Genomic DNA, 19,316 nt, shown 5'->3' with positions numbered 1-19,316 from the left:
CCTCCCGCCTGTCGCTGCCCTTCAATGTCTGGAACGCCCTGACCATCGGGATCGCCCTGATCGTGGCCCTGCCGGTCATCGTGGTACTGGCGCACCTCTTCCTGCCCACCGAGGGCATCTGGCAGCACCTGGGCAGCACCGTGCTACCCAGGTATCTCGCCAACACCCTCTTCCTGGTGGTGACGGTGGGCCTCGGCACCTTCGTGATCGGTACCGGGACCGCCTGGCTGGTGGTGATGTGCCGCTTCCCGGGACGCCGGCTGTTCGAGTGGGGTTTGCTGCTGCCGCTGGCGGTACCGACCTACGTGATCGCCTATGCCTACACGGACTTCCTGCAGTTCGCCGGCCCCGTCCAGACCTGGCTGCGGGAGAGCTTCGGCTGGTCGGCCGGCGACTACCTCTTCCCCGACATCCGCTCGCTGTGGGGCGCCGCGACCCTGATCACCCTGGTGCTCTACCCCTATGTCTACATGCTGGCGCGGGCGGCCTTCCTGGAGCAGTCGGTCTGCGTGCTGGACGTGGGGCGGACCCTGGGACGGGGGCCCTGGCGGCTGTTCACCAGCGTGGCGCTGCCGCTGGCGCGGCCGGCCATCGTCGGTGGCGTCTCGCTGGCGCTGATGGAGACCCTCAACGAGTTCGGGGCCGTGCAGTACTTCGGGGTCGACACCTTCACCACCGGCATCTATCGCACCTGGTTCGGGATGGGCGAGCAGGTGGCCGCGGCCCAGCTCGCCGCCTGCCTGCTGGCCTTCGTCATCGCCCTGGTGCTGCTCGAGCGCGCCTCGCGCGGCAAGCGCCGCTATTTCCATACCACCGGTCGCTACCAGCACCTGCCGGAATTCGCGCTCCACGGCTGGCGAGCCTGGGCCGCCACCCTGGCCTGCCTGGCGCCGGTGCTGCTGGGCTTCCTGATTCCCAGCGGCCTGCTGGGCTACCTCTCGATCCAGGGCGGGGATTCCCTGTTCGGCTCGGCCTTCCTGGGCTTTGCCGGCAACAGCCTGCTGCTGGCATCGCTCGCCGCGGTGGTCGCGGTGAGCCTGGCGCTGCTGCTCAGCTACGGCGCCCGCCTGCACCCCGGCAAGGTAACGCGGGTCGCGACGCGGGTGGCCGCCATGGGCTATGCGGTCCCCGGCTCGGTGGTGGCGGTAGGCATCCTGATCCCCTTCGTGTGGATGGACCACCAGATCAACGACTTCATGAAGGGGCAGTTCGGGGTCGTGGTGGGGCTGCTGCTCAGCGGGTCGGCCTTCATCCTGGTGTATGCCTACCTGGTGCGCTTCCTCGCCGTCTCCTTCAATGCCATCGAGGCGAGCCTCGGCAAGGTGACGCCCAGCATGGATGCGGCCTCCCGGACCCTGGGTCAGACGGCGGGCGGCACCCTGCGCAAGGTGCATACCCCGATCATGCGCGGCAGCCTGATCGCCGCCGGCATCCTGGTCTTCGTGGACGTGATGAAGGAGCTGCCGGCCACGGTGATCCTGCGCCCCTTCAACTTCGACACCCTGGCGATCCGCGCCCACAGCCTGGCCGCTGACGAGCGACTGGCCGAGGCCTCGACCTCGTCACTGGCCATCGTGGCAGTAGGCATCCTCCCGGTGATCCTGCTCAGCATCGCCATGCGCCGCTCCCGCCCCGGCAGTCGCTGAGGCCTCGAGGGGGAAGACGAAGACCTGGGAGGCGTCCAGGCCGATCATCACCGGCTGGCCCTCCCGAGGGAGGAAGACCCCCGGGGACCGGGCATGCAGGTGGGTCTCGCAGCCATCGGGGGCGTGGGCGCAGATATGCAGCAGGCTGGTGCGTCCCAGCAGCTTGGCCATGATGACATGGCTGTGGTGATGCTCCGGCGGCTCGTCCAGCGGCACCACCCGCAACGCCTCGGGACGGATCATCACCCGCACCCGGCTTCCCTCGGGCAGTCCGCCGCCAGAGACGTCGCCCACCGGCGTCGCCACCTTGCCGTCCACCACGCGCCCCTCGAGCTCGTTCACCTCGCCGAAGAAGGTGACCACGAAGGGATCGGTGGGGGCGCAGTAGAGGTCCAGCGGCGTCCCAGCCTGCACCACCCGCCCCTCGCGCATCAGCACGATGCGGTCGGCCATGAACATGGCCTCCTCGGGATCGTGGGTCACCAGCAGCACCCCGGCGCCCACCTTCTTCAGCACGTGAAGGGTATCGTCGCGGATGCGGTCGCGCAGGCGGGCATCGAGGCTGGAGAAGGGCTCGTCGAGCAGCATCAGCTGCGGCGCCGGCGCCAGCGCCCGGGCCAGGGCGATGCGCTGCTGCTGCCCGCCCGAGAGCATGTGCGGGAAGACCCGAGCATAGCGCTCCATGCCGAGCAGCTCGAGAAGCTCGTAGGCGCGGCGACGTCGCTGCTGGGCGGGCTGCGACTCGAGCCCGAAGGCCACGTTGTCGAGCACCGAGAGGTGCGGGAACAGTGCCGAATCCTGGAAGGCCAGGCCGACGTTGCGCTTCTCGGGCGGCACATGGGAACGCCCGGTACTCCCCATCGACTCGCCGCCCAACTCCACATGTCCCTGCTGCACCACCTCGAGCCCCGCGGCGATCCGCAGCAGGGTGGACTTGCCGCAACCCGAGGGCCCCAGCAGGCAGACGATCTCTCCGGGCTTGACCTCGAGGGAGACGTCCTCCACGGCCAGGTGCTGCTGGTAGGCATGGCGGATCTGGTGCATGGCGAGAACGGGTGCCACGGCAGCGTTCTCGTCGATCGGGAGCGTCGGTTGGCTAGTCATGGGATCTGAGCGGCCATTGGGAGAGAGGATATTATCTGCATGGTAACGCGAAAGCCTCCTGAATGCGTTGTACTATCGCTCGCATTTCGCGCCGGCGGCTGTCAAGGCACGGCGATCCCTGACCTGGATCAGGTTGCCCGCCGGCGGGTCTTGACGCCGGCAGCGGGAGGCGCTTCAATGACGTAAGTGTAATGCAAAGCATTATCATTCGAAACCGCAACTCCGTACCACGAGGTGTCTCCATGCTGCTGAACCGCCGTCTCGCCATGCCCCTCGCCGCCCTGGTGGCCGGCTCCGCCATGGCCTCCCAGGCCGCTGCCGCCGAGGAGCTCAATGTCTACTCCGCTCGCCACTACGACTCCGACGAAGCGCTCTATGCCGCCTTCACCGAGCAGACCGGCATCGAGGTCAACGTCCTCGAGGGCGACTCCGACCAGCTGATCCAGCGCCTCAAGCTGGAGGGCGAGGCCAGCCCCGCCGACGTGATGATCACCGTGGACGCCGGCCGCCTGTGGCGCGGCGAGCAGGAGGACATCTTCGCCAGCGTGGAATCCGAGGTGCTCGACGAGCGGCTGCCCGACTACATGCGCCACCCGGAAGGCAAGTGGTTCGGCTTCAGCCAGCGCGTCCGGGCGATCTTCATCGACCCGACCGAGGTCGATGCCGCCGAGATCACGAGCTACGAGGACCTGGCGGACCCGAAGTTCGCGGGCCAGGTCTGCATCCGCTCCTCGAACAACATCTACAACCAGTCGCTGCTGGCCTCGCTGATCGCCCACCACGGCGAAGAAGAGGCGGAAGCCTGGGCCAAGGGCGTGGTCGACAACTTCGCGCGTGACCCCGAGGGCGGCGACACCGACCAGATCCGCGGCGTCGCCAGCGGCGAGTGCAACATCGCCCTGGCCAACCACTACTACTACGTGCGTCTGGTCAACTCCGACCAGGAAGCCGACCGCGAAGTGGCCGAGAAGGTCGAGATCGTCTTCCCCAACCAGGACGGTCGCGGCGCGCACGTCAACGTGGGCGGGGCCGGCATGGTGAAGGGTGCGCCGAACGAGGAGAACGCCGTGCGCTTCCTCGAGTTCCTCGCCTCCGACGAGGCCCAGGCCCTCTTCGCCACCGGCAACTACGAGTTCCCCGCCGTGGAGTCCGCGGAGACCGATGGCGTCATCGCCTCCTGGGGCGACTTCAAGAAGGATGACCTGAACGTCAGCGTGCTGGGCGAGAACAACCCCGAGGCCGTGCGCATCTTCGATCGCGCCGGCTGGCGCTGATCCAGCGCTCGGAGCTGATACACAAAGACAAAAGCCAAGGCCCGCGGCATCCGCCGCGGGCCTTGGCGTTGTTGGACAGGACTCGCGTCAGTGGGCCTCGTCCCAGTTGGCCCCGCTCTCGGCCTCGACGGTCAGCGCCACATCGAGCTTCGCGGCCCCCTCCATGCGCGCCTTCACTTCCGCGATGAAATCCTCGACCTGCTCCTCGGCCACCTCGAAGACCAGTTCGTCGTGGACCTGCATCACCATCACCGCATCGAATGACTCGCCTGCGAGCCAGGCATCGACGTCGATCATCGCCCGCTTGATGATGTCGGCGGCGGTGCCCTGCATGGGGGCATTGATGGCGGTGCGCTCGGCCCCCTGGCGACGCGCGCGGTTCTGCGAACGGATCTCCGGCAGGTGGAGGCGCCGGCCGAAGACCGTTTCCACGTAGCCATCCTCGGCCGCCTGGGCGCGGATGCGCTCCATGTAGCGCGCCACCCCGGGGTAGCGGTCGAAGTAGCGGTCGATGTAGGTCTGCGCCTGGCCGCGCTCGATGTGCAGCTGTCGGCCCAGGCCCCAGGCGCTCATGCCATAGATCAGCCCGAAGTTGATCGCCTTGGCGCTGCGCCGCTGGTCACCCGAGACCTTGTCGAGCGCCACCCCGAACACCTCGGCGGCGGTGGCGGCGTGGATGTCTCGCCCCTCGGCGAAGGCCTCGAGCAGCCCCTTGTCACCGGAGAGATGGGCCATGATGCGCAGCTCGATCTGCGAGTAGTCGGCGGCGACGATCCGGTAGCCGGGCCGGGCGATGAAGGCCTGCCGGATCTTGCGCCCCTCCTCGGTCCTGATGGGGATGTTCTGCAGATTGGGGTCGCTGGAGGAGAGCCGGCCGGTGGCGGTGACCGCCTGGTGGTAGCTGGTGTGCAGCCGCCCGGTGGCCCTGTTGACCAGCCGCGGCAGCTTGTCGGTGTAGGTGGACTTGAGCTTGGCGAGCCCGCGGTGCTCCATGATCACCTTGGGCAGCGGGTAGTCCAGCGCCAGCTCCTCGAGCACCGCCTCCGCGGTGGAGGGCGCCCCCTTGGGGGTCTTCTTGATCACCGGGATCTTCTGCTCCTCGAAGAGGATCTGCCCGAGCTGCTTGGGAGAGCCGAGGTTGAACTCGCGGCCGGCGAGCTCGAAGGCACTGGCCTCAAGCTCGCGGATGCGCGTCTCGAGCTCCCGGCTCTGGGCATGCAGCCGCTCGGGGGCCAGCGCCACCCCGGTGCGCTCCATGCGCGAGAGCACCGGGATCAGCGGCAGCTCGATCTCCTCGAGCACCTCGGCGAGCCGCCCCTCGGCCTCGACGCGGGGGCGCAGCTCCCGGTGCAGGCGCAGAGTGATGTCGACGTCCTCGCAGGCGTAGGGCGCTGCCTGCTCCAGGGCCACCTGGTTGAAGGTGAGCTGCTTGGCGCCCTTGCCGGCGACCTCCTCGAAGGAGATGGTCTTCTCCCCCAGGTACTTGAGCGCCAGGGAATCCATGTCGTGGCGGGTCGCCGTGGAGTCGAGCACATAGGACTCCAGCATGGTGTCTTCCAGGGGCCCGGCCACCGCGATGCCGACGTTGGCCAGCACCGAGATGTCGTACTTGAGGTTCTGACCGACCTTGGTCCGGCCGTCGCCCTCCCAGAGCGGGCGCAGGGCCTCGAGCACCGCCTCGCGGTCAAGCTGCTCGGGGGCATCGAGGTAGTCATGGGCCAACGGGATATAGGCCGCCTCGCCAGGTTCCAGCGACAGCCCCACGCCCACCACCTGCGCCTCCATATAATTCAGGCTGGTGGTCTCCAGGTCGAAGCAGAAGGTATCGCTCGCCTCGAGCCGCTCGAGCCAGGCGTCGAGGTCGGCCTGGGCCAGGATGACATGGTCCTCGCGGGCAGAACGACGCTCCGAGCCGGCCGCCCCCTCGCCCTCGTCCTCGGCCGGCAATGGCGTGCCGCCCGCCGCGTCGTCGACCCCCTCGTCCTTACCCTCGAGCAGCTCGGAGAGCCAGGCCCGGAACTCCAGCCGGCGATAGAGCTCGAGCAGCGCCTCGCGGTCGGGGTGGGCGATGTCCAGGTCGTCGAGCCCCACCGGCAGCTCGCAGTCGGTCTTGATGGTCGCGAGCCGGTAGGAGAGGAAGGCCTGGTCGCGGTGCTCCTCGAGCTTCTTCGGCAGCGTCTTGGCGCCGCGAAAGCCCAGTGCCTTGACCTTCTCCAGGTCGGCATAGAGGGTCTCGAGCCCGCCGTCCATGCCCTGCAGCAGCCCCAGCGCGGTCTTCTCGCCGACCCCCGGCACGCCGGGGATGTTGTCGACCTTGTCGCCCATCAAAGCCAGGAAGTCGATGATCAGCGCCGGCGGCAGGCCGAACTTCTCCTTCACGCCCTCGACGTCCAGCGTCTCGTCCTTCATGGTATTGACCAGCGTGATGTGCTCGTTGACCAGCTGGGCCATGTCCTTGTCGCCGGTGGAGATCACCGCGTCGCGGCCGGCCTCGGTGGCCCGTCGGGCCAGGGTGCCGATGACGTCGTCGGCCTCCACCCCCTCGATGCACAGCAGCGGCAGGCCCAGGGCCCTGACGCAGTCGTGCAGCGGCTGCACCTGGGAGCGCAGGTCATCGGGCATCGGCGGCCGGTGGGACTTGTACTGCTCGAACAGCTCGTCGCGGAAGGTCTTGCCCGGGGCATCGAAGACCACTGCCATGGGGCTGTCGGGGTAGTCCTTGATCAGCCGCTTGAGCATGTTGAGCACCCCCTTGATCGCCCCGGTGGGCTGGCCGTCGGAGGTGGTCAGGGGCGGCAGGGCGTGGAAGGCGCGGTACAGATAGGAGGAACCGTCGACGAGAACGATGGGCGTATCGGCCATGAAGGGCATCCATTGAAGCGTGGCGTGAGGTGATCCTGATCATCCATGATACGCATTGCCGCCGCCTTTTGCCGCGGGTGGTAGGCCGGGCGCCCGCTAGCCCCTACACTGGGGGTATCCCTGCTTCCCCGCCTCGCGCGGCCCTGGAGGTCATCATGAAGAAGTTCCCGAGACGCTCGATCACTGCCCTGCCGCTGGCCCTCGCCCTGGTCCTGGCCAGCGGTGGCAGTGCCCTGGCGCAGTCCTCCGCCGACCTCGAGCCGGACATCACCGTCCGCCAGGAGGAGGAGCGCACCATCCGCGAGTACCGCGTCAACGGCGAGCTCTATGCCATCGAGATCCGCCCCTCCTCCGGCCCCTCCTACTATCTCGTCGACCATGACGGGGACGGCGACTTCGAGCGCCAGGAGGGCGACCGCATCGCCGTCCCCCAGTGGGTACTGAAGACCTTCTGAGCCCGCGGTCACCCCGCTTCCGACTCCCGGCCCCGGCAGGGCACCCGCCGCGACCGGGCCACGTGCATCGGTGTGCCAAGTCGCTACAATAGGCGGCTTGGCATTTCCCGGGCGAGAGACACATGGCTGTATTCACACCGCTTACCGAACCTCAGGTCGCCGAGTTCCTCAGCCGCTTCGATGCCGGCTCGCTCGTCTCCCTAGAAGGCGTGCCTGCCGGCACCGAGAACACCACCTTCTTCGTCACCACCGACCGGCGCGAGCTGGTGCTGACCCTCTTCGAGCAGGGCGAGCACGAGGAGCTGCCGTTCTTCGTCGAGCTGCTCGACTACCTGGACGAGCACCGCCTGCCGGTGCCGGGCCCGCTGCACGACCGCGACGGCGTCGCCCTGCACACCCTGGCCGGCAAGCCCGCCCTGCTGTTCCCGAAGCTGCCCGGCCGGCACCCGAAGGACCCGAACCTGGTGCAGTGCCGCGAGCTCGGCGACACCCTCGGGCGCATGCACGTGGTCTCCCGTCACTTCCCGGGGAACCGCCCCAACCCGCGGGACCTGCACTGGCTGCTGCCCATGCACCACAAGGTGCTGGTCTACCTCTCGCCGCAGGACCAGGCGCTGATGAAGGACGAGGTGGAGATCTACCAGGGATTCTTCGGCGACGCCCCGGCACTGCCCCAGGGCGCGCTGCACGGCGACCTGTTCCGCGACAACACCCTCTTCGACGGCGACCGCCTGGGCGGGCTGATCGACTTCTACAACGGCTGCACCGGTGACCTGCTGTTCGACCTGGCCATCGTCATCAACGACTGGGCCACCGGGCCAGATGGCCGCCTGGATGCCGCGCGCCACGATGCCATCCTCGCCGCCTACCTGGCGCGCCGGCCGCTGAGCCCCGCCGAGCGCGACGCCTGGCCGATGATGCTGCGCCTGACCGCCCTCCGCTACTGGCTGTCGCGGCTGCTGGTGGTCTACGTGGACCCGCCGGCCCACGACCTCACGCCACACGACCCCGACCAGTTCCGTACCATCCTCAAGGCGCGCCTGGAAGATGGCGCCCTGCCGCTGCCCGAGGTGAGCGAATGAGCCTGTCCAAGAGCAGTGCCGCAGGACCGGCACAGCGCGCGCGTCGCACCTGGAACATCGACCAGTGGGGCAGCGGCTACTTCGACGTCGACGACAGCGGCCACGCCCTGGTGCGCCCGCTGGGCAGCGAGGCCGAGGGCCCGGCCCTGCCGCTGGACGACCTGGTGGCCGAGCTGCGCCAGGCCGGGCTGCGCCTGCCGGTGCTGGTGCGCTTCACCGATATCCTCCACGACCGGGTCGAGCAGCTCTGCGCCGCCTTCGATACCGCCATGCAGGAGGAGGAGTTCGGCGGTGGCTACACCGCGGTCTACCCGATCAAGGTCAACCAGCAACGCCGGGTGGTGGAGGAGATCCTCGGCACCCAGGAGCGCGGCCATGGCCGGGTGGGGCTCGAGGCCGGCAGCAAGCCGGAGCTGCTCGCCGTGCTGGCACTCTCCGGCGACGGCCCCTCGCTGATCGTCTGCAACGGCTACAAGGACCGCGAGTACGTGCGCCTGGCGCTGATGGGCGAGAAGCTCGGCCATCGGGTCTACCTGGTGGTGGAGAAGCTCTCGGAGCTGCCGCTGATCCTCGAGGAGGCCGAACGCATCGGCGTCACGCCACGCATCGGCCTGCGCGCCCGCCTGGCCACCGTGGGGCGCGGCCGCTGGCAGAACACCGGCGGCGAGAAGTCCAAGTTCGGCCTCACCGCCAGCCAGGTGCTGGCGGTGGTGGATCAGCTGCGCGAGGCCGATGCCCTGGCCAGCCTGCAGCTGGTGCACTTCCACCTGGGCTCGCAGATCGCCAACATCCGCGATATCCAGCGTGGCCTGCGCGAGTGCGCGCGCTTCTACCAGAGCCTGGTGGCGCTGGGTGCGCCGGTGGACACGGTGGACGTGGGCGGCGGCCTCGGCGTCGACTACGAGGGCACCCGCTCGCGCAGCTTCTGCTCCGCCAACTACTCCATGCTCGAGTACGCCCGCAACGTGGTCTACGCCTTCCGCCTGGCCTGTCAGGAGTTCGAGCTGCCCCAGCCCCACCTGATCAGCGAGTCGGGTCGCGCGCTCACCGCCCACCATGCGGTGCTGATCACCAACGTGATCGGCGAGGAGCGCATCGGTGACGAGGCGCCCCCGCGCCGGGTCGAGGGCGACCCCCAGGTCGACGAGCTGTGGCGCGTCCACGACCTGCTCCACGACCAGGCCGAGCCACGCGGCCTGGTGGAGGCCTGGCATGACCTGGTGCAGGCCATGGGCGAGCTCCATGAGCGCTTCGTGATGGGCCTCACCGATATCACCGCCCGGGCCGAGGGCGAGGGCGTCTACTTCGCCGCCTGCGCGCGGCTGCGGGCGCGGCTCGATACCCGCAACCGCGCCCACCGCGAGATCGACGACGAGCTGGCCGAGAAGCTCGCCGACAAGCTGTTCGTCAACTTCTCGCTGTTCCAGTCGGTGCCCGACGTCTGGGGCATCCAGCAGATCTTCCCGGTGCTGCCGCTGACCGGCCTGGACCACGAGCCGGTTCGCCGCGGGGTGATCCAGGACATCACCTGCGACTCGGACGGGCGCATCGACGGCTACGTGGATGGCCAGGGCGTGGAGACCACCCTGCCGCTGCCGGAATGGCAGGAGGGCGACGAGAAGCTCCTGGGCTTCTTCATGGTGGGGGCCTATCAGGAGATCCTCGGCGACCTGCACAACCTGTTCGGCGACACCGACTCGGCGGATGCCGCCCTGGACGTCAACGGCCGCTGGTCGATCAGCCAGATCCAGCAGGGGGACCGGGTCGCCGATGTGCTCGGCTACGTCAACTTCGACGTCGCCGCCCTGCGCGAGCGGCTGGCCGAGCAGCTCGCGCGCAGCGGGCTGGAACGGGCCGAGCAACAGGCCTTCCTCGACGACCTCTCGGATGGCCTCGACGGCTATACCTACCTGGAGTGAGGGCACCCTGCCCGGAACGCGACGACGCCCCGCAGCCTTGCACTGCGGGGCGTCTCGTTGGGGCTGGCGCGGTGTCCCCTACTCCACCACGCGGGTGGTGATCTCCAGCCCGCCGGTGAGGGTGAAGTGCAGCGTCGCGCCTCGCTCCAGCGGCCCCACCCCGGCCGGGGTGCCGGTCAATACCACGTCGCCCGGCTGCAGGGTGAAGTGGCGGCTCATCTCCGCCACCAGGGTCGCCACCGGGAAGAGCATGTCCGCCCCCTCGCCGTGCTGGCGCGGCTCGCCGTTCACCGCCAGGGTGAAGGCGAGCCCGCTCCAGTTGGGTACCTGGGAGAGCGGCAGGAAGGACGACAGCGGGCAGGCGCCGTCGAAGGCCTTGGCGATCTCCCAGGGGTGCCCCTTCTCCTTGAGGCGCGACTGGACGTCACGCAGGGTCAGGTCCAGGGCCAGCCCGATGCCGACGATGCCACGCTCGGCCTCGTCGGCGGTGACGTGGGAGAGCTCCTCGCCGATCAGCAGCGCCAGCTCCGTCTCGTAGTGCACCTCGCCCCGCGCAAAGGGGGCGTCGACCGGCTGTTCCAGTGGGACGGCGGCCGTCGCCGGCTTGATGAAGAGCAGCGGCTCGCTGGGCACCGGGTTGTCCAGCTCCCGGGCATGGTCGGCATAGTTGCGGCCGACGCAGACGATCTTGCCCAGCGGCTCGGGGAACGGCTGGCCATCGGTGAAACGGGGCACGAAACGCATGGCGGTTCTTCTCCTTCTGGTGGTCGCCGCCGCGGTCAGGCGACAAGCCCTTCAGTCTACCCCGGCGACACCCTGGGTCCAGCGTGCCGGCGCGGTCCGCCGCTCACGATGGCGCTTCGGGCGACCAGCGCTCGCCCGGCTCGTGGGCCAGGAAGCGCGGGCGCCGGCGGCTCGCCCCGAAGGGGGCCACGCAGCGGTTGTCGAGGCGATTGTAGACGAAGAAGGCGTTGCTGCGCGGGTCCGGCGACATGTTGGCATTGGAGCCGTGCAGCACGTTGCAGTCGAACAGCAGCAGGCCACCCGCCGCGCCGGTCGGTGCCTCGATGCCATGCCGGTCGATCAGCGCGCGCAGCGCTTCGCGGCCCGGCACCCCGACCTCCTGCTGCTTGAGCGACTGCCTGTGGTTATCGTCCGGGGTCTCGCCGAGGCAGGGCACGAAGACCCGGTGGGAGCCCGGCACCAGCATCAGCGGCCCGTTGAAGTGGTGGTTGTCGGTGAGCACGATGGAGGCGCTCACCGCATGCATGGCCGGCATGCCGTCCTCGGCGTGCCAGGTCTCGAAGTCGGAGTGCCAGCTGAAGCCCTTGCCCTCGAAGCCCGGCTTGTAGTTGATGCGCGACTGGTGGACATAGGCCTCCCCGCCGAGGATCTGGCGGGCACGGCCCATCAGGCGCTCGTCCCGGGCCAGGCGCGAGAAGACCCGCGAGAGGAAATGCACGGCGAACAGCGAGCGGATCTCGTTGCCCTGGGGCTCGGTGATGCTGAAGTCGCGGCCGCGGAAGTCGTCGTTGTCGAGCAGGGCCCTGAGTTCCCGGCGCAGCTCGGCGAGCTCGTCGCCGCTGATGAAACCGGGCTCGAAGAGGAACCCCTGGCGCTCGAACGCATCGAGCTGCGCCTGGCTCAGTGGCCCTTCCTCGGCACGCCCCTTGACCACGCCCTCGTGGCGGCTGAGCCACGGCATGTCCAACGGCTCGGCCAGCCGGGTGGGATAGGGATCCTGGCCCGGGCGCGGCGCGCTCTTCACGCGGCTCTGGGGGTCGGGCGAATCGACGACAGCGTTGAGGTCAGCCTGTTCCAGCGTGCGATAGGACGATGTCTGCACTGACATCCAATCACCTCCTGTGACTCCGTGATCAGTCTCAGTTCGAACACGTTCCGACGGCAGGACAGCCGCGGGCGACCCCAGTGAAGGAGCCGCACGATGCCATATGGTGACGCCCTCGGGGGTTTCAAGGGCAACGAAAAAAGCCACCTCGACGGGTGGCCTCTTCTATGCTGCGACTCTTGGTTTTCCTGGCGAGGGGCCAGGGACTTCCCGGTACTTGATGGTGCCGGCAGCAGGAGTCGAACCCGCGACCTACTGATTACAAGTCAGTTGCTCTACCAACTGAGCTATGCCGGCTCGGGAACCGACTCGAGTCACAGAATCGGAAACAGGGTTGGCGTGGCTGGGGTACCAGGATTCGAACCTGGGAATGCCGATACCAAAAACCGGTGCCTTACCACTTGGCTATACCCCAGCAGATTGGTGGCCAGAGACGGAATCGAACCGCCGACACGGGGATTTTCAATCCCCTGCTCTACCGACTGAGCTATCTGGCCGCTGCCAACGGTGCGTATTAAACCCCAGCGGGCCGTTTCCGTCAACCCCTTCCGTTTCAGAAAGATGGCCGGGGATCGGCGACACGGACGGGCTACTCGCCCCGGGGAACATAGCCCTCGGCCTGGTCGGTCTCGCGGTTGTCGAGGAAGCGCTCCATCTGCTCCATCAGGTACTCCCGGGAGGCGGGATCGAGCATGTTGAGGTGCTTCTCGTTGATCAGGCGGGTCTGCAGCGCCTGCCACTCCTCCCAGGCCTGGCGGGAAACGCTGGCCTGGATCTCCTGGCCCTTCTTGCCGGGCAACGGCGGGAACGGCAGGGCATCCATTTCCTTCTGGTACTTGCGACAGAAGACGGTCTGGCTCATCGGGTCTCTCCTCGTGCGGGTGTCAGGGCCCGGCGGTGGTGGTCAGCGCGAAGGGCGCCAGGGACGCCAGCAGCGCCTTGACCGGCGCCGCCAGGCCGATGCTGGCGGGGTCAGAGGGATCGTACCAGCAACGCGCCTCGTCCACCGCGTCCAGCCGGCCGATCCGTGCCGGCTGCGGGGTGATCTCGAGGCGGAAGTGGCTGAAGACATGGGTGAAGGGCGTCCAGGCGGGCTCGAGTTCGCTGCCCGGCGCCCGGGCGTCCAGCCAGGCCCGCAGCGCCTCGGCATCGTCGAACTGCGGCAGGCTCCAGAGCCCGCCCCACAGGCCGCTGGAGGGGCGCTGCTCGAGCAGCACGCGCCCCTCCCGGTCCTGCAGGAGCAGCATCACGGTGGTGCGCGTGGGCAGGGCCTTGCGCGGCTTGGATTCGGGGAAGCGCTTCTCCTCGCCGCGGGCGTGGGCCTCGCAGACATCGGCGAAGGGGCAGCGAGCGCAGTCGGGGGTGCTGCGCCGGCAGAGGGTCGCGCCCAGGTCCATCATTGCCTGAGTGAAGTCGACCAGGCGCTCATCGGGCGTGTAGTGCTCGGCCAGGGCCCACAGCCGGCGCTCCACCGCCGGCCGTCCCGGCCAGCCCGCCACGGCGTGCAGGCGCGTGAGGACCCGCTTGACGTTGCCGTCGAGGATAACCGCACGCCGCCCGGTGCTCTGGGCGATGATCGCCCCGGCCGTGGAGCGGCCGATGCCGGGCAGCGCCGCCATCTCGTCGAGGCTGTGGACGGGAAAGGCCCCGCCATGCTCATCGACCACCACCCGGGCGGCCTTGTGGAGGTTGCGCCCCCGGGCGTAGTAGCCGAGCCCGGTCCACAGGTGCAGCACCTCGTCCTGGTCGGCCGCCGCCAGCGACGCCACGTCGGGAAAGCGCACCATGAAGCGCTCGAAGTAGGGGATCACCGTGGCCACCTGGGTCTGCTGCAGCATGATCTCCGAGACCCACACCCGGTAGGGGCTGCGCTGGTGCTGCCAGGGCAGGTCGTGGCGGCCGTGGGCGTCGAACCAGGCGAGCAGGCGCTGCTGGAAGCGCTCCGGCGGCAGGATGGTGGGCGGCATGTCCGTCATGGGGCTCTCACTGCGAACAAAAAAGCGCCGACTGGGGAAGTCGGCGCAGGGACTGGTCGTACGTGTTGCTCAATCGAATAGACCCTTCAGGGCATCGCGAAGTTCCTTGCCGGCCTCCTCGCCCAGGCGCTCGTCGATCTTCTCGGCGGCGCCCTCGAGGCGCTTCTCGACCTCCTCGCCGGCACGCTGCGAGGCCTCGTCGCGCAGCAGCTCGGCCAGGGTGCCCTGGAAGGCCTGGCGGTCGAGGCGACACCATTCGGCACGGTCGCCGTCAAGCTGTCCCTCGCAGCGCACCGGCAACGGCACCCGCTCCAGGCGCCGGTTGACCTCGCAGGGGGCGTTCTCGGCATTGACCAGGCGCAGCGCGGCGCGCAGGTCGAACTGCTCGCTGACCAGGTCCAGCTGACCCTTGCCGCCCACTTCCATGCCGGGCAGCGTGACCAGCAGGTCGTCACTCCTGGCGGTGCCCTCGTCCAGTGTCAGGGTGGCGCGGATGCGCTCGAAGCGGGTCTCGTCGCGCCACTCGCGGTCGAGCTGCTCACCCTCCAGGGCGGCGGCCGTGGTGCACAGCTCCCGGGAAACGTTGACACCGGGAATTGCCCCCTCCTCGATGCGGGTGGCGAGGTTGCCGCCCAGGTGGCGCCTGAGCTCCACCAGGGTGTTGCCGCGGGTGGCGAGCTCGCCCTCGCCGCTGAAGCGCCCGCTCAGGGGCGCCGGCTCGTTGCCGAGGGCCTCGAGCAGCGACTCCAGGCGCACCCGCTCGACCTTCGGCGCCAGCTGCCAGCGTGGCGGCGTCTCGCGCAGGTCGAGGGCGCCGTCGGCGGACAGGCGGCCATCGTGGAAGCGCGACTCGAAGGCGACCAGGCGATGGCGTCCGTCGCGCCCCTCAAGGGTCAGGTCGACGTCCTGGAAGTCCAGTCCCGCCATGCGCAGCTCACCCAGGGCCAGATGGGCATCGAGCGTGAGGGCGGACAGCCACTCCGTCGGCACCAGCCCCTCCGACTCGGCGGCATGGGCCCGGCGGATGCCCGGCAGGCGCCACAGCGAGGCTCCATCGTCCTCCATCCCCGGGGGCGGCAGGTAGCCGTCCAAGTCGAGCTTGTCGCCCTGCAGGTCGGCGGCGAGCTGCTCGCCGTCATATTGTCCCGCCAGGCGGCCGGTGAAGGTGCTGCCATCCAGCACCAGGGTCAGGCCGGCGAGTTCGAAGCGTTCGAGGTCGCCGCTGACAGGGCTGGTCAGCGCGACGTCGGATAGCGCCTCGCCATTGGCCATCTCGGGCATCATGTCGAGCCGCGTCAGCCAGGGCCGCAGCGACAGCGGCGCCAGGCGCAGCTGGCCGGTGTAGGCCGGCGCCTCGGCGAGCTGGCTCAGGTTGAGGTTGCCGCTGAGCGCCAGGCTATCGGGCCCGGTGAGCGCCAGGTCGCGCAGGCGGGCGCTCTGCTCGTCGAGGTCGGCGTCCAGGGTGAAGGCCAGCGACAGCGGCACCACCTTCTCGCCCAGGCGCGGATGCTGGAGGCTGGCGTCGAGCTGCCCCTCCTCCAGCTGCAGGCTGCCCTCGCCGACGTTCACCACCAACTGGGCCCCCTTGAGGTTGACCTTCTGCTCACTCTCCAGGCCGGCGAGGCGATTGACCGTCTCCAGGCTCAGGCCCTCCAGCACGTGCCGGCCCTCTGCCAGGCCCAGGGCCACCCGGCCCTTCAGGGAGACCTCGCTGACCAGGCGCGCCTCACGCTCCTGCTCCCGCCAGTCGAGGCCCTCGTGCTCCGTCAGCCGGAAGGAGGCCGCGACCGGGAAGGCCCGCCCGGGATTGACGTTGCTGCCGCTGACCTGGACGTTCTCGAAGAGCAGCTCGCGGTCGCTCAGGGCATCGCGGAAGCGCACCTCACCGTCCCGGACCTGCACGCTGGCAACGTTGAGCGCTACCGAGAGGCCGGTGTCGATGTCCGGGTCGGGCCCGGCGCTGGCCGGCGCCAGGGCAGCCTCGGCCTCCTCGCCGCTCTCGCCCAACCGCTCCAGCAACACTTCCCAGTTGCCCTCCCCCTGCGCGTCGCGCTTGAGGTCGAGGTAGAGGCCGTCGAGGGTCAGGCCGTCGATGGCGATCTCACCGCGCAGCAGCGGCGTGAAGGCCAGGCTGACCTCGGCGTGGGAGAAGGCGGCGAAGGGCGTCGAGTCCTCCGCCTGGTCCGGCAGACGGGCCTCGGCCTTCTCCACGCCTACCCCCAGGCGGGGATAGAAGGACCAGGAGAGGGCGCCATCCAGGCTCAGCTCCAGACCGCTGTGCTCGCGCACCACCTCGACGAGCCGCGGCTTGAGGTCATCGGGATCGAAGAAGGTGGTGACGTAGACCACGGCGCCGACCATCACCAGACCGAGTACGCCGATGGCGGCGAGCAGCGTCCGCAACAGGCGCTTCATTGCTGGCCTCCCCGGGGTGACAGGTCGAGCTCGAAGTAGTCGCCGTCCTGGGTGAGCCGGTAGCCCAGCCGGGCGAGCAGCATCTGGTCGGCCACCGGCAGATGGGCGGAATCGGCATAGAGGCGGCGCCCCTCGGCATGGGCGCTCTCGCTGACCAGCGCCAGCAGCCGTGAACCGACGCCGCGACGCCGGGTCGTCCTGCGCACGCAGAGGTTCGACAGCCACCAGGCATCCTGGTAGGGCTTTACCGCCACGGCACCCAGCAGCCGGTCGTTGAATCGGGCACAGCTGAAGAGGTGGCCACTCGTGAGGTGGTCACGGATGAACTCATCGACGGGCAGGGGCAGGCGCTCGGCGGGAGCGTCGGCATAGATGCGCGCGAGGTCGAGGCGTACCTGGGCATCCGCTTCCCAGGCGGCCTGGTCGACCTGTTGAAGGGTCACCGGCATGGGTGGATCTCCTTGAGCCGGGGCGGCGGGGTCGCCACCACTGTCATGGCCCGCATTGTAGCGGATGGGGCAGGCGATTCACTATAATGGCAGGCTCGCGGCGCCAGGCACAGCAACCGGCGCCCTTCCGCCTTGCCGGCCGGTGGCCATCACCGGCCCCTCTCGACACGCGCCCCGGCGCTGGAGATCCGACATGTCCGAGCGTATCGCCACGGTCACCCGGAACACCCGGGAAACCCAGATCACGGTGACCATCAATCTCGACGGCGAGGGACGCCTGGCCTGCGAGACCGGCGTGCCCTTCCTCGACCACATGCTCGACCAGGTGGCCCGCCACGGCCTGATCGACCTCGATATCGAGGCGGTGGGCGACCTGCACATCGATGACCACCATACCGTCGAGGACCTCGGCATCACCCTGGGCCAGGCCTTCCACCAGGCGATCGGCGACAAGCGCGGCATCTACCGCTACGGCCATGCCTACGTGCCCCTGGACGAGGCCCTGTCGCGGGTGGTGGTGGACTTCTCCGGCCGACCGGGGCTGTTCATGGACGTCGAGTTCACCCGCGCCAGCATCGGCCGCCTCGATACCCAGCTGTTCTGGGAGTTCTTCCAGGGCTTCGTCAACCATGCCCGGGTGACCCTGCACATCGACAACCTGAAGGGCTTCAACGCCCACCACCAGGCGGAAACCATCTTCAAGGCCTTCGGCCGCGCGCTGCGCATGGCCGTGGCGCCGGACCCGCGCATGGCCGGCCAGATGCCGTCCACCAAGGGCAGCCTCTAAGGCCGCCGAACGATCACACGAGGAGCGCTCCATGACCATTGCCGTCATCGACTACGGGATGGGCAACCTGCATTCCGTCGCCAAGGCACTGGAACACGTCACCCACGAGAACGTGATCGTGACGCGGGATGCCCGTCGCATCCGCGGCGCCACCCGCCTGGTGCTGCCCGGCCAGGGCGCCATCCGCGACTGCATGGGCGAGCTCGAGAAGACCGAGCTGCGTGGCCTGGTCGAGGAGCTGCTCGCCCGGCAGGCCAAGCCGCTGCTGGGCATCTGCGTCGGCCAGCAGATGCTGCTCGATCACAGCGAGGAGAACGGCGGCATCGGCTGCCTGGGGTTCCTGCGCGGCGAGGTGAGGAAGTTCCCGACCGACATGCGCGATGACCGGGGCAACCGCCTCAAGGTGCCCCACATGGGCTGGAACCTGGTGCACCAGCACCACGACCACCCGCTGTGGGCGGGCATCGACCAGGACGAGCACTTCTACTTCGTGCACAGCTACTATGTCGACGCCGCGGACGACGCCACGGTCTTCGGCACCACCGACTACGGGCGGGTGAGCGCCCACGTGGCCATCGGCCGCGATGCCACCTTCGCCGTGCAGTTCCACCCGGAGAAGAGCTCCCGGGCCGGCCTCAAGCTGCTGGAAAACTTCGTTCAATGGACGCCCTGAGCGGCGCCACACTCCACAGGCGCCCGTGGCCGCGCCCTGCAGGCGCCCGCGGCTGGGCCAACCGAGGACACTGACATGCTGGTAATTCCCGCCATCGACCTCAAGGACGGCACGTGCGTTCGCCTCAAGCAGGGCCGCATGGACGATGCCACCACCTACGGTGACGACCCGGTGGCCATGGCCGCCCGCTGGGTCGAGGCCGGCGCCCGGCGCCTGCACCTGGTCGACCTCAACGGCGCCTTCGAGGGTGCGCCGGTCAACGGCGAGGCGGTCACCGCCATCGCCCGCGCCTGGCCCGACCTGCCGATCCAGATCGGCGGCGGCATCCGCAGTGCCGAGACCATCGAGCACTACCTCGAGGCCGGGGTCTCCTACGTGATCATCGGCACCAAGGCGGTCAAGGAGCCGGCCTTCGTCGGCGAGATGTGCCGCGCCTTTCCCGGCCATGTGATCGTTGGCCTGGACGCCCGGGATGGCTTCGTGGCCACCGACGGCTGGGCCGAGGTCTCCGAGATCAAGGCCGTGGACCTGGCGAAGCGCTTCGCCGACGATGGCGTCTCCAGCATCGTCTACACCGACATCGCCCGCGACGGCATGATGCAGGGCGTCAACGTCGAGGCCACCGCGGCGCTGGCCCGGGACGGCGGCCTGCCGGTGATCGCCTCCGGCGGGGTGACCGACCTCGACGACCTGCGTGCCCTGATCGCGGCCGGCGAACCGGGGATCCTGGGCGCCATCACCGGGCGCGCCATCTACGAGGGCAGCCTCGACGTCGCCGAGGCGCAGCGGCTCTGCGACGCACTCAGCCAGAAGGGGAGCTGATCC

General features: G+C 69.1%; 16 protein-coding genes and 3 tRNA genes. 8 read left to right on the top strand and 11 right to left on the bottom strand.

What is annotated here, in order from left to right:
* Window positions 1-8: 8 nt before the first annotated feature.
* Window positions 9-1,646 carry an iron ABC transporter permease gene (locus P8934_RS01135; RefSeq protein ID WP_278033980.1) on the top strand — a complete coding sequence of 546 codons (1,638 nt, stop codon included), beginning with the start codon at window positions 9-11 and terminating at the stop codon, window positions 1,644-1,646.
* Here the strand turns inward: P8934_RS01135 and P8934_RS01130 are convergent.
* On the bottom strand, window positions 1,563-2,750 hold the full coding sequence (locus P8934_RS01130; RefSeq protein WP_278032526.1) for an ABC transporter ATP-binding protein: 1,188 nt from the start codon (window positions 2,748-2,750) through the stop codon (window positions 1,563-1,565). The two genes, P8934_RS01135 and P8934_RS01130, sit on opposite strands and share 84 nt — an antisense overlap.
* Window positions 2,751-2,992: 242 nt before the next feature.
* Here P8934_RS01130 and P8934_RS01125 point away from each other — a divergent pair, with 242 nt between their 5' ends.
* Entirely contained in the window at window positions 2,993-4,024 is a 1,032-nt protein-coding gene (locus P8934_RS01125; protein ID WP_278032525.1) for a Fe(3+) ABC transporter substrate-binding protein, read from the top strand.
* Between the two features lie 87 nt (window positions 4,025-4,111).
* Here the strand turns inward: P8934_RS01125 and polA are convergent, their stop codons facing one another.
* Window positions 4,112-6,886 carry a DNA polymerase I gene (gene polA, locus P8934_RS01120; RefSeq protein WP_278032524.1) on the bottom strand — a complete coding sequence of 925 codons (2,775 nt, stop codon included), beginning with the start codon at window positions 6,884-6,886 and terminating at the stop codon, window positions 4,112-4,114.
* Window positions 6,887-7,041: 155 nt separating this feature from the next.
* On the opposite strand from polA, the gene P8934_RS01115 reads away from it, so the two are divergent.
* From P8934_RS01115 to speA, 3 genes are all read left to right on the top strand, one after another.
* Window positions 7,042-7,341 (top strand): DUF2782 domain-containing protein, encoded by a 300-nt coding sequence (locus P8934_RS01115; RefSeq protein ID WP_278032523.1) that lies wholly within the window; start codon window positions 7,042-7,044, stop codon window positions 7,339-7,341.
* A gap of 122 nt (window positions 7,342-7,463) precedes the next feature.
* Window positions 7,464-8,423 (top strand): homoserine kinase, encoded by a 960-nt coding sequence (locus P8934_RS01110; RefSeq protein WP_278032522.1) that lies wholly within the window; start codon window positions 7,464-7,466, stop codon window positions 8,421-8,423.
* Complete coding sequence (gene speA, locus P8934_RS01105) at window positions 8,420-10,342, top strand: biosynthetic arginine decarboxylase (RefSeq protein WP_278032521.1); 1,923 nt, start codon at window positions 8,420-8,422, stop codon at window positions 10,340-10,342. Before P8934_RS01110 ends, speA begins: the two co-directional genes overlap by 4 nt.
* A 78-nt stretch (window positions 10,343-10,420) precedes the next feature.
* Here the strand turns inward: speA and P8934_RS01100 are convergent, their stop codons facing one another.
* From P8934_RS01100 to P8934_RS01060, 9 genes are all read right to left on the bottom strand, one after another.
* Window positions 10,421-11,086: a fumarylacetoacetate hydrolase family protein gene (locus P8934_RS01100; protein WP_278032520.1), complete on the bottom strand. Its 666-nt coding sequence runs from the start codon at window positions 11,084-11,086 to the stop codon at window positions 10,421-10,423.
* A gap of 103 nt (window positions 11,087-11,189) precedes the next feature.
* A complete protein-coding gene (gene thpD / locus P8934_RS01095; protein ID WP_278032519.1) occupies window positions 11,190-12,194 on the bottom strand; it encodes an ectoine hydroxylase in 1,005 nt (334 codons plus the stop codon).
* Between the two features lie 218 nt (window positions 12,195-12,412).
* Window positions 12,413-12,488: transfer RNA gene (locus tag P8934_RS01090), tRNA-Thr, on the bottom strand.
* A 43-nt stretch (window positions 12,489-12,531) separates the two neighbouring features.
* Window positions 12,532-12,606: transfer RNA gene (locus P8934_RS01085), tRNA-Gln, on the bottom strand.
* A gap of 6 nt (window positions 12,607-12,612) precedes the next feature.
* Window positions 12,613-12,688: transfer RNA gene (locus P8934_RS01080), tRNA-Phe, on the bottom strand.
* A 92-nt stretch (window positions 12,689-12,780) separates the two neighbouring features.
* Window positions 12,781-13,053 carry an oxidative damage protection protein gene (locus P8934_RS01075; RefSeq protein WP_106230250.1) on the bottom strand — a complete coding sequence of 91 codons (273 nt, stop codon included), beginning with the start codon at window positions 13,051-13,053 and terminating at the stop codon, window positions 12,781-12,783.
* A 22-nt stretch (window positions 13,054-13,075) separates the two neighbouring features.
* Window positions 13,076-14,167, bottom strand: a complete 1,092-nt coding sequence (gene mutY, locus P8934_RS01070) for an A/G-specific adenine glycosylase (protein ID WP_278032518.1) — start codon at window positions 14,165-14,167, stop codon at window positions 13,076-13,078.
* Window positions 14,168-14,236: 69 nt separating this feature from the next.
* The gene (locus tag P8934_RS01065) at window positions 14,237-16,582 is read right to left on the bottom strand and encodes an AsmA family protein (RefSeq protein WP_278032517.1); all 2,346 of its coding nucleotides are present in this window, start codon (window positions 16,580-16,582) and stop codon (window positions 14,237-14,239) included.
* Entirely contained in the window at window positions 16,579-17,031 is a 453-nt protein-coding gene (locus tag P8934_RS01060) for an acetyl-CoA sensor PanZ family protein (protein WP_278032516.1), read from the bottom strand. Before P8934_RS01060 ends, P8934_RS01065 begins: the two co-directional genes overlap by 4 nt.
* 193 nt (window positions 17,032-17,224) lie before the next feature.
* Here P8934_RS01060 and hisB point away from each other — a divergent pair, with 193 nt between their 5' ends.
* The 3 genes from hisB to hisA all read left to right on the top strand — a co-directional run bounded on the left by hisB (window position 17,225) and on the right by hisA (window position 19,313).
* Window positions 17,225-17,818: an imidazoleglycerol-phosphate dehydratase HisB gene (gene hisB, locus P8934_RS01055; protein ID WP_133637818.1), complete on the top strand. Its 594-nt coding sequence runs from the start codon at window positions 17,225-17,227 to the stop codon at window positions 17,816-17,818.
* A 31-nt stretch (window positions 17,819-17,849) separates the two neighbouring features.
* Entirely contained in the window at window positions 17,850-18,491 is a 642-nt protein-coding gene (gene hisH, locus P8934_RS01050) for an imidazole glycerol phosphate synthase subunit HisH (RefSeq protein ID WP_278032515.1), read from the top strand.
* Window positions 18,492-18,566: 75 nt separating this feature from the next.
* The gene (gene hisA / locus P8934_RS01045) at window positions 18,567-19,313 is read left to right on the top strand and encodes a 1-(5-phosphoribosyl)-5-[(5-phosphoribosylamino)methylideneamino]imidazole-4-carboxamide isomerase (RefSeq protein ID WP_278032514.1); all 747 of its coding nucleotides are present in this window, start codon (window positions 18,567-18,569) and stop codon (window positions 19,311-19,313) included.
* Window positions 19,314-19,316 lie beyond the last annotated feature (3 nt).

Source organism: Halomonas sp. CKK8, from assembly GCF_029625235.1.
Classification (GTDB): domain Bacteria; phylum Pseudomonadota; class Gammaproteobacteria; order Pseudomonadales; family Halomonadaceae; genus Halomonas; species Halomonas ventosae.
This window is presented reverse-complemented; position numbering and strand designations above follow the sequence as displayed.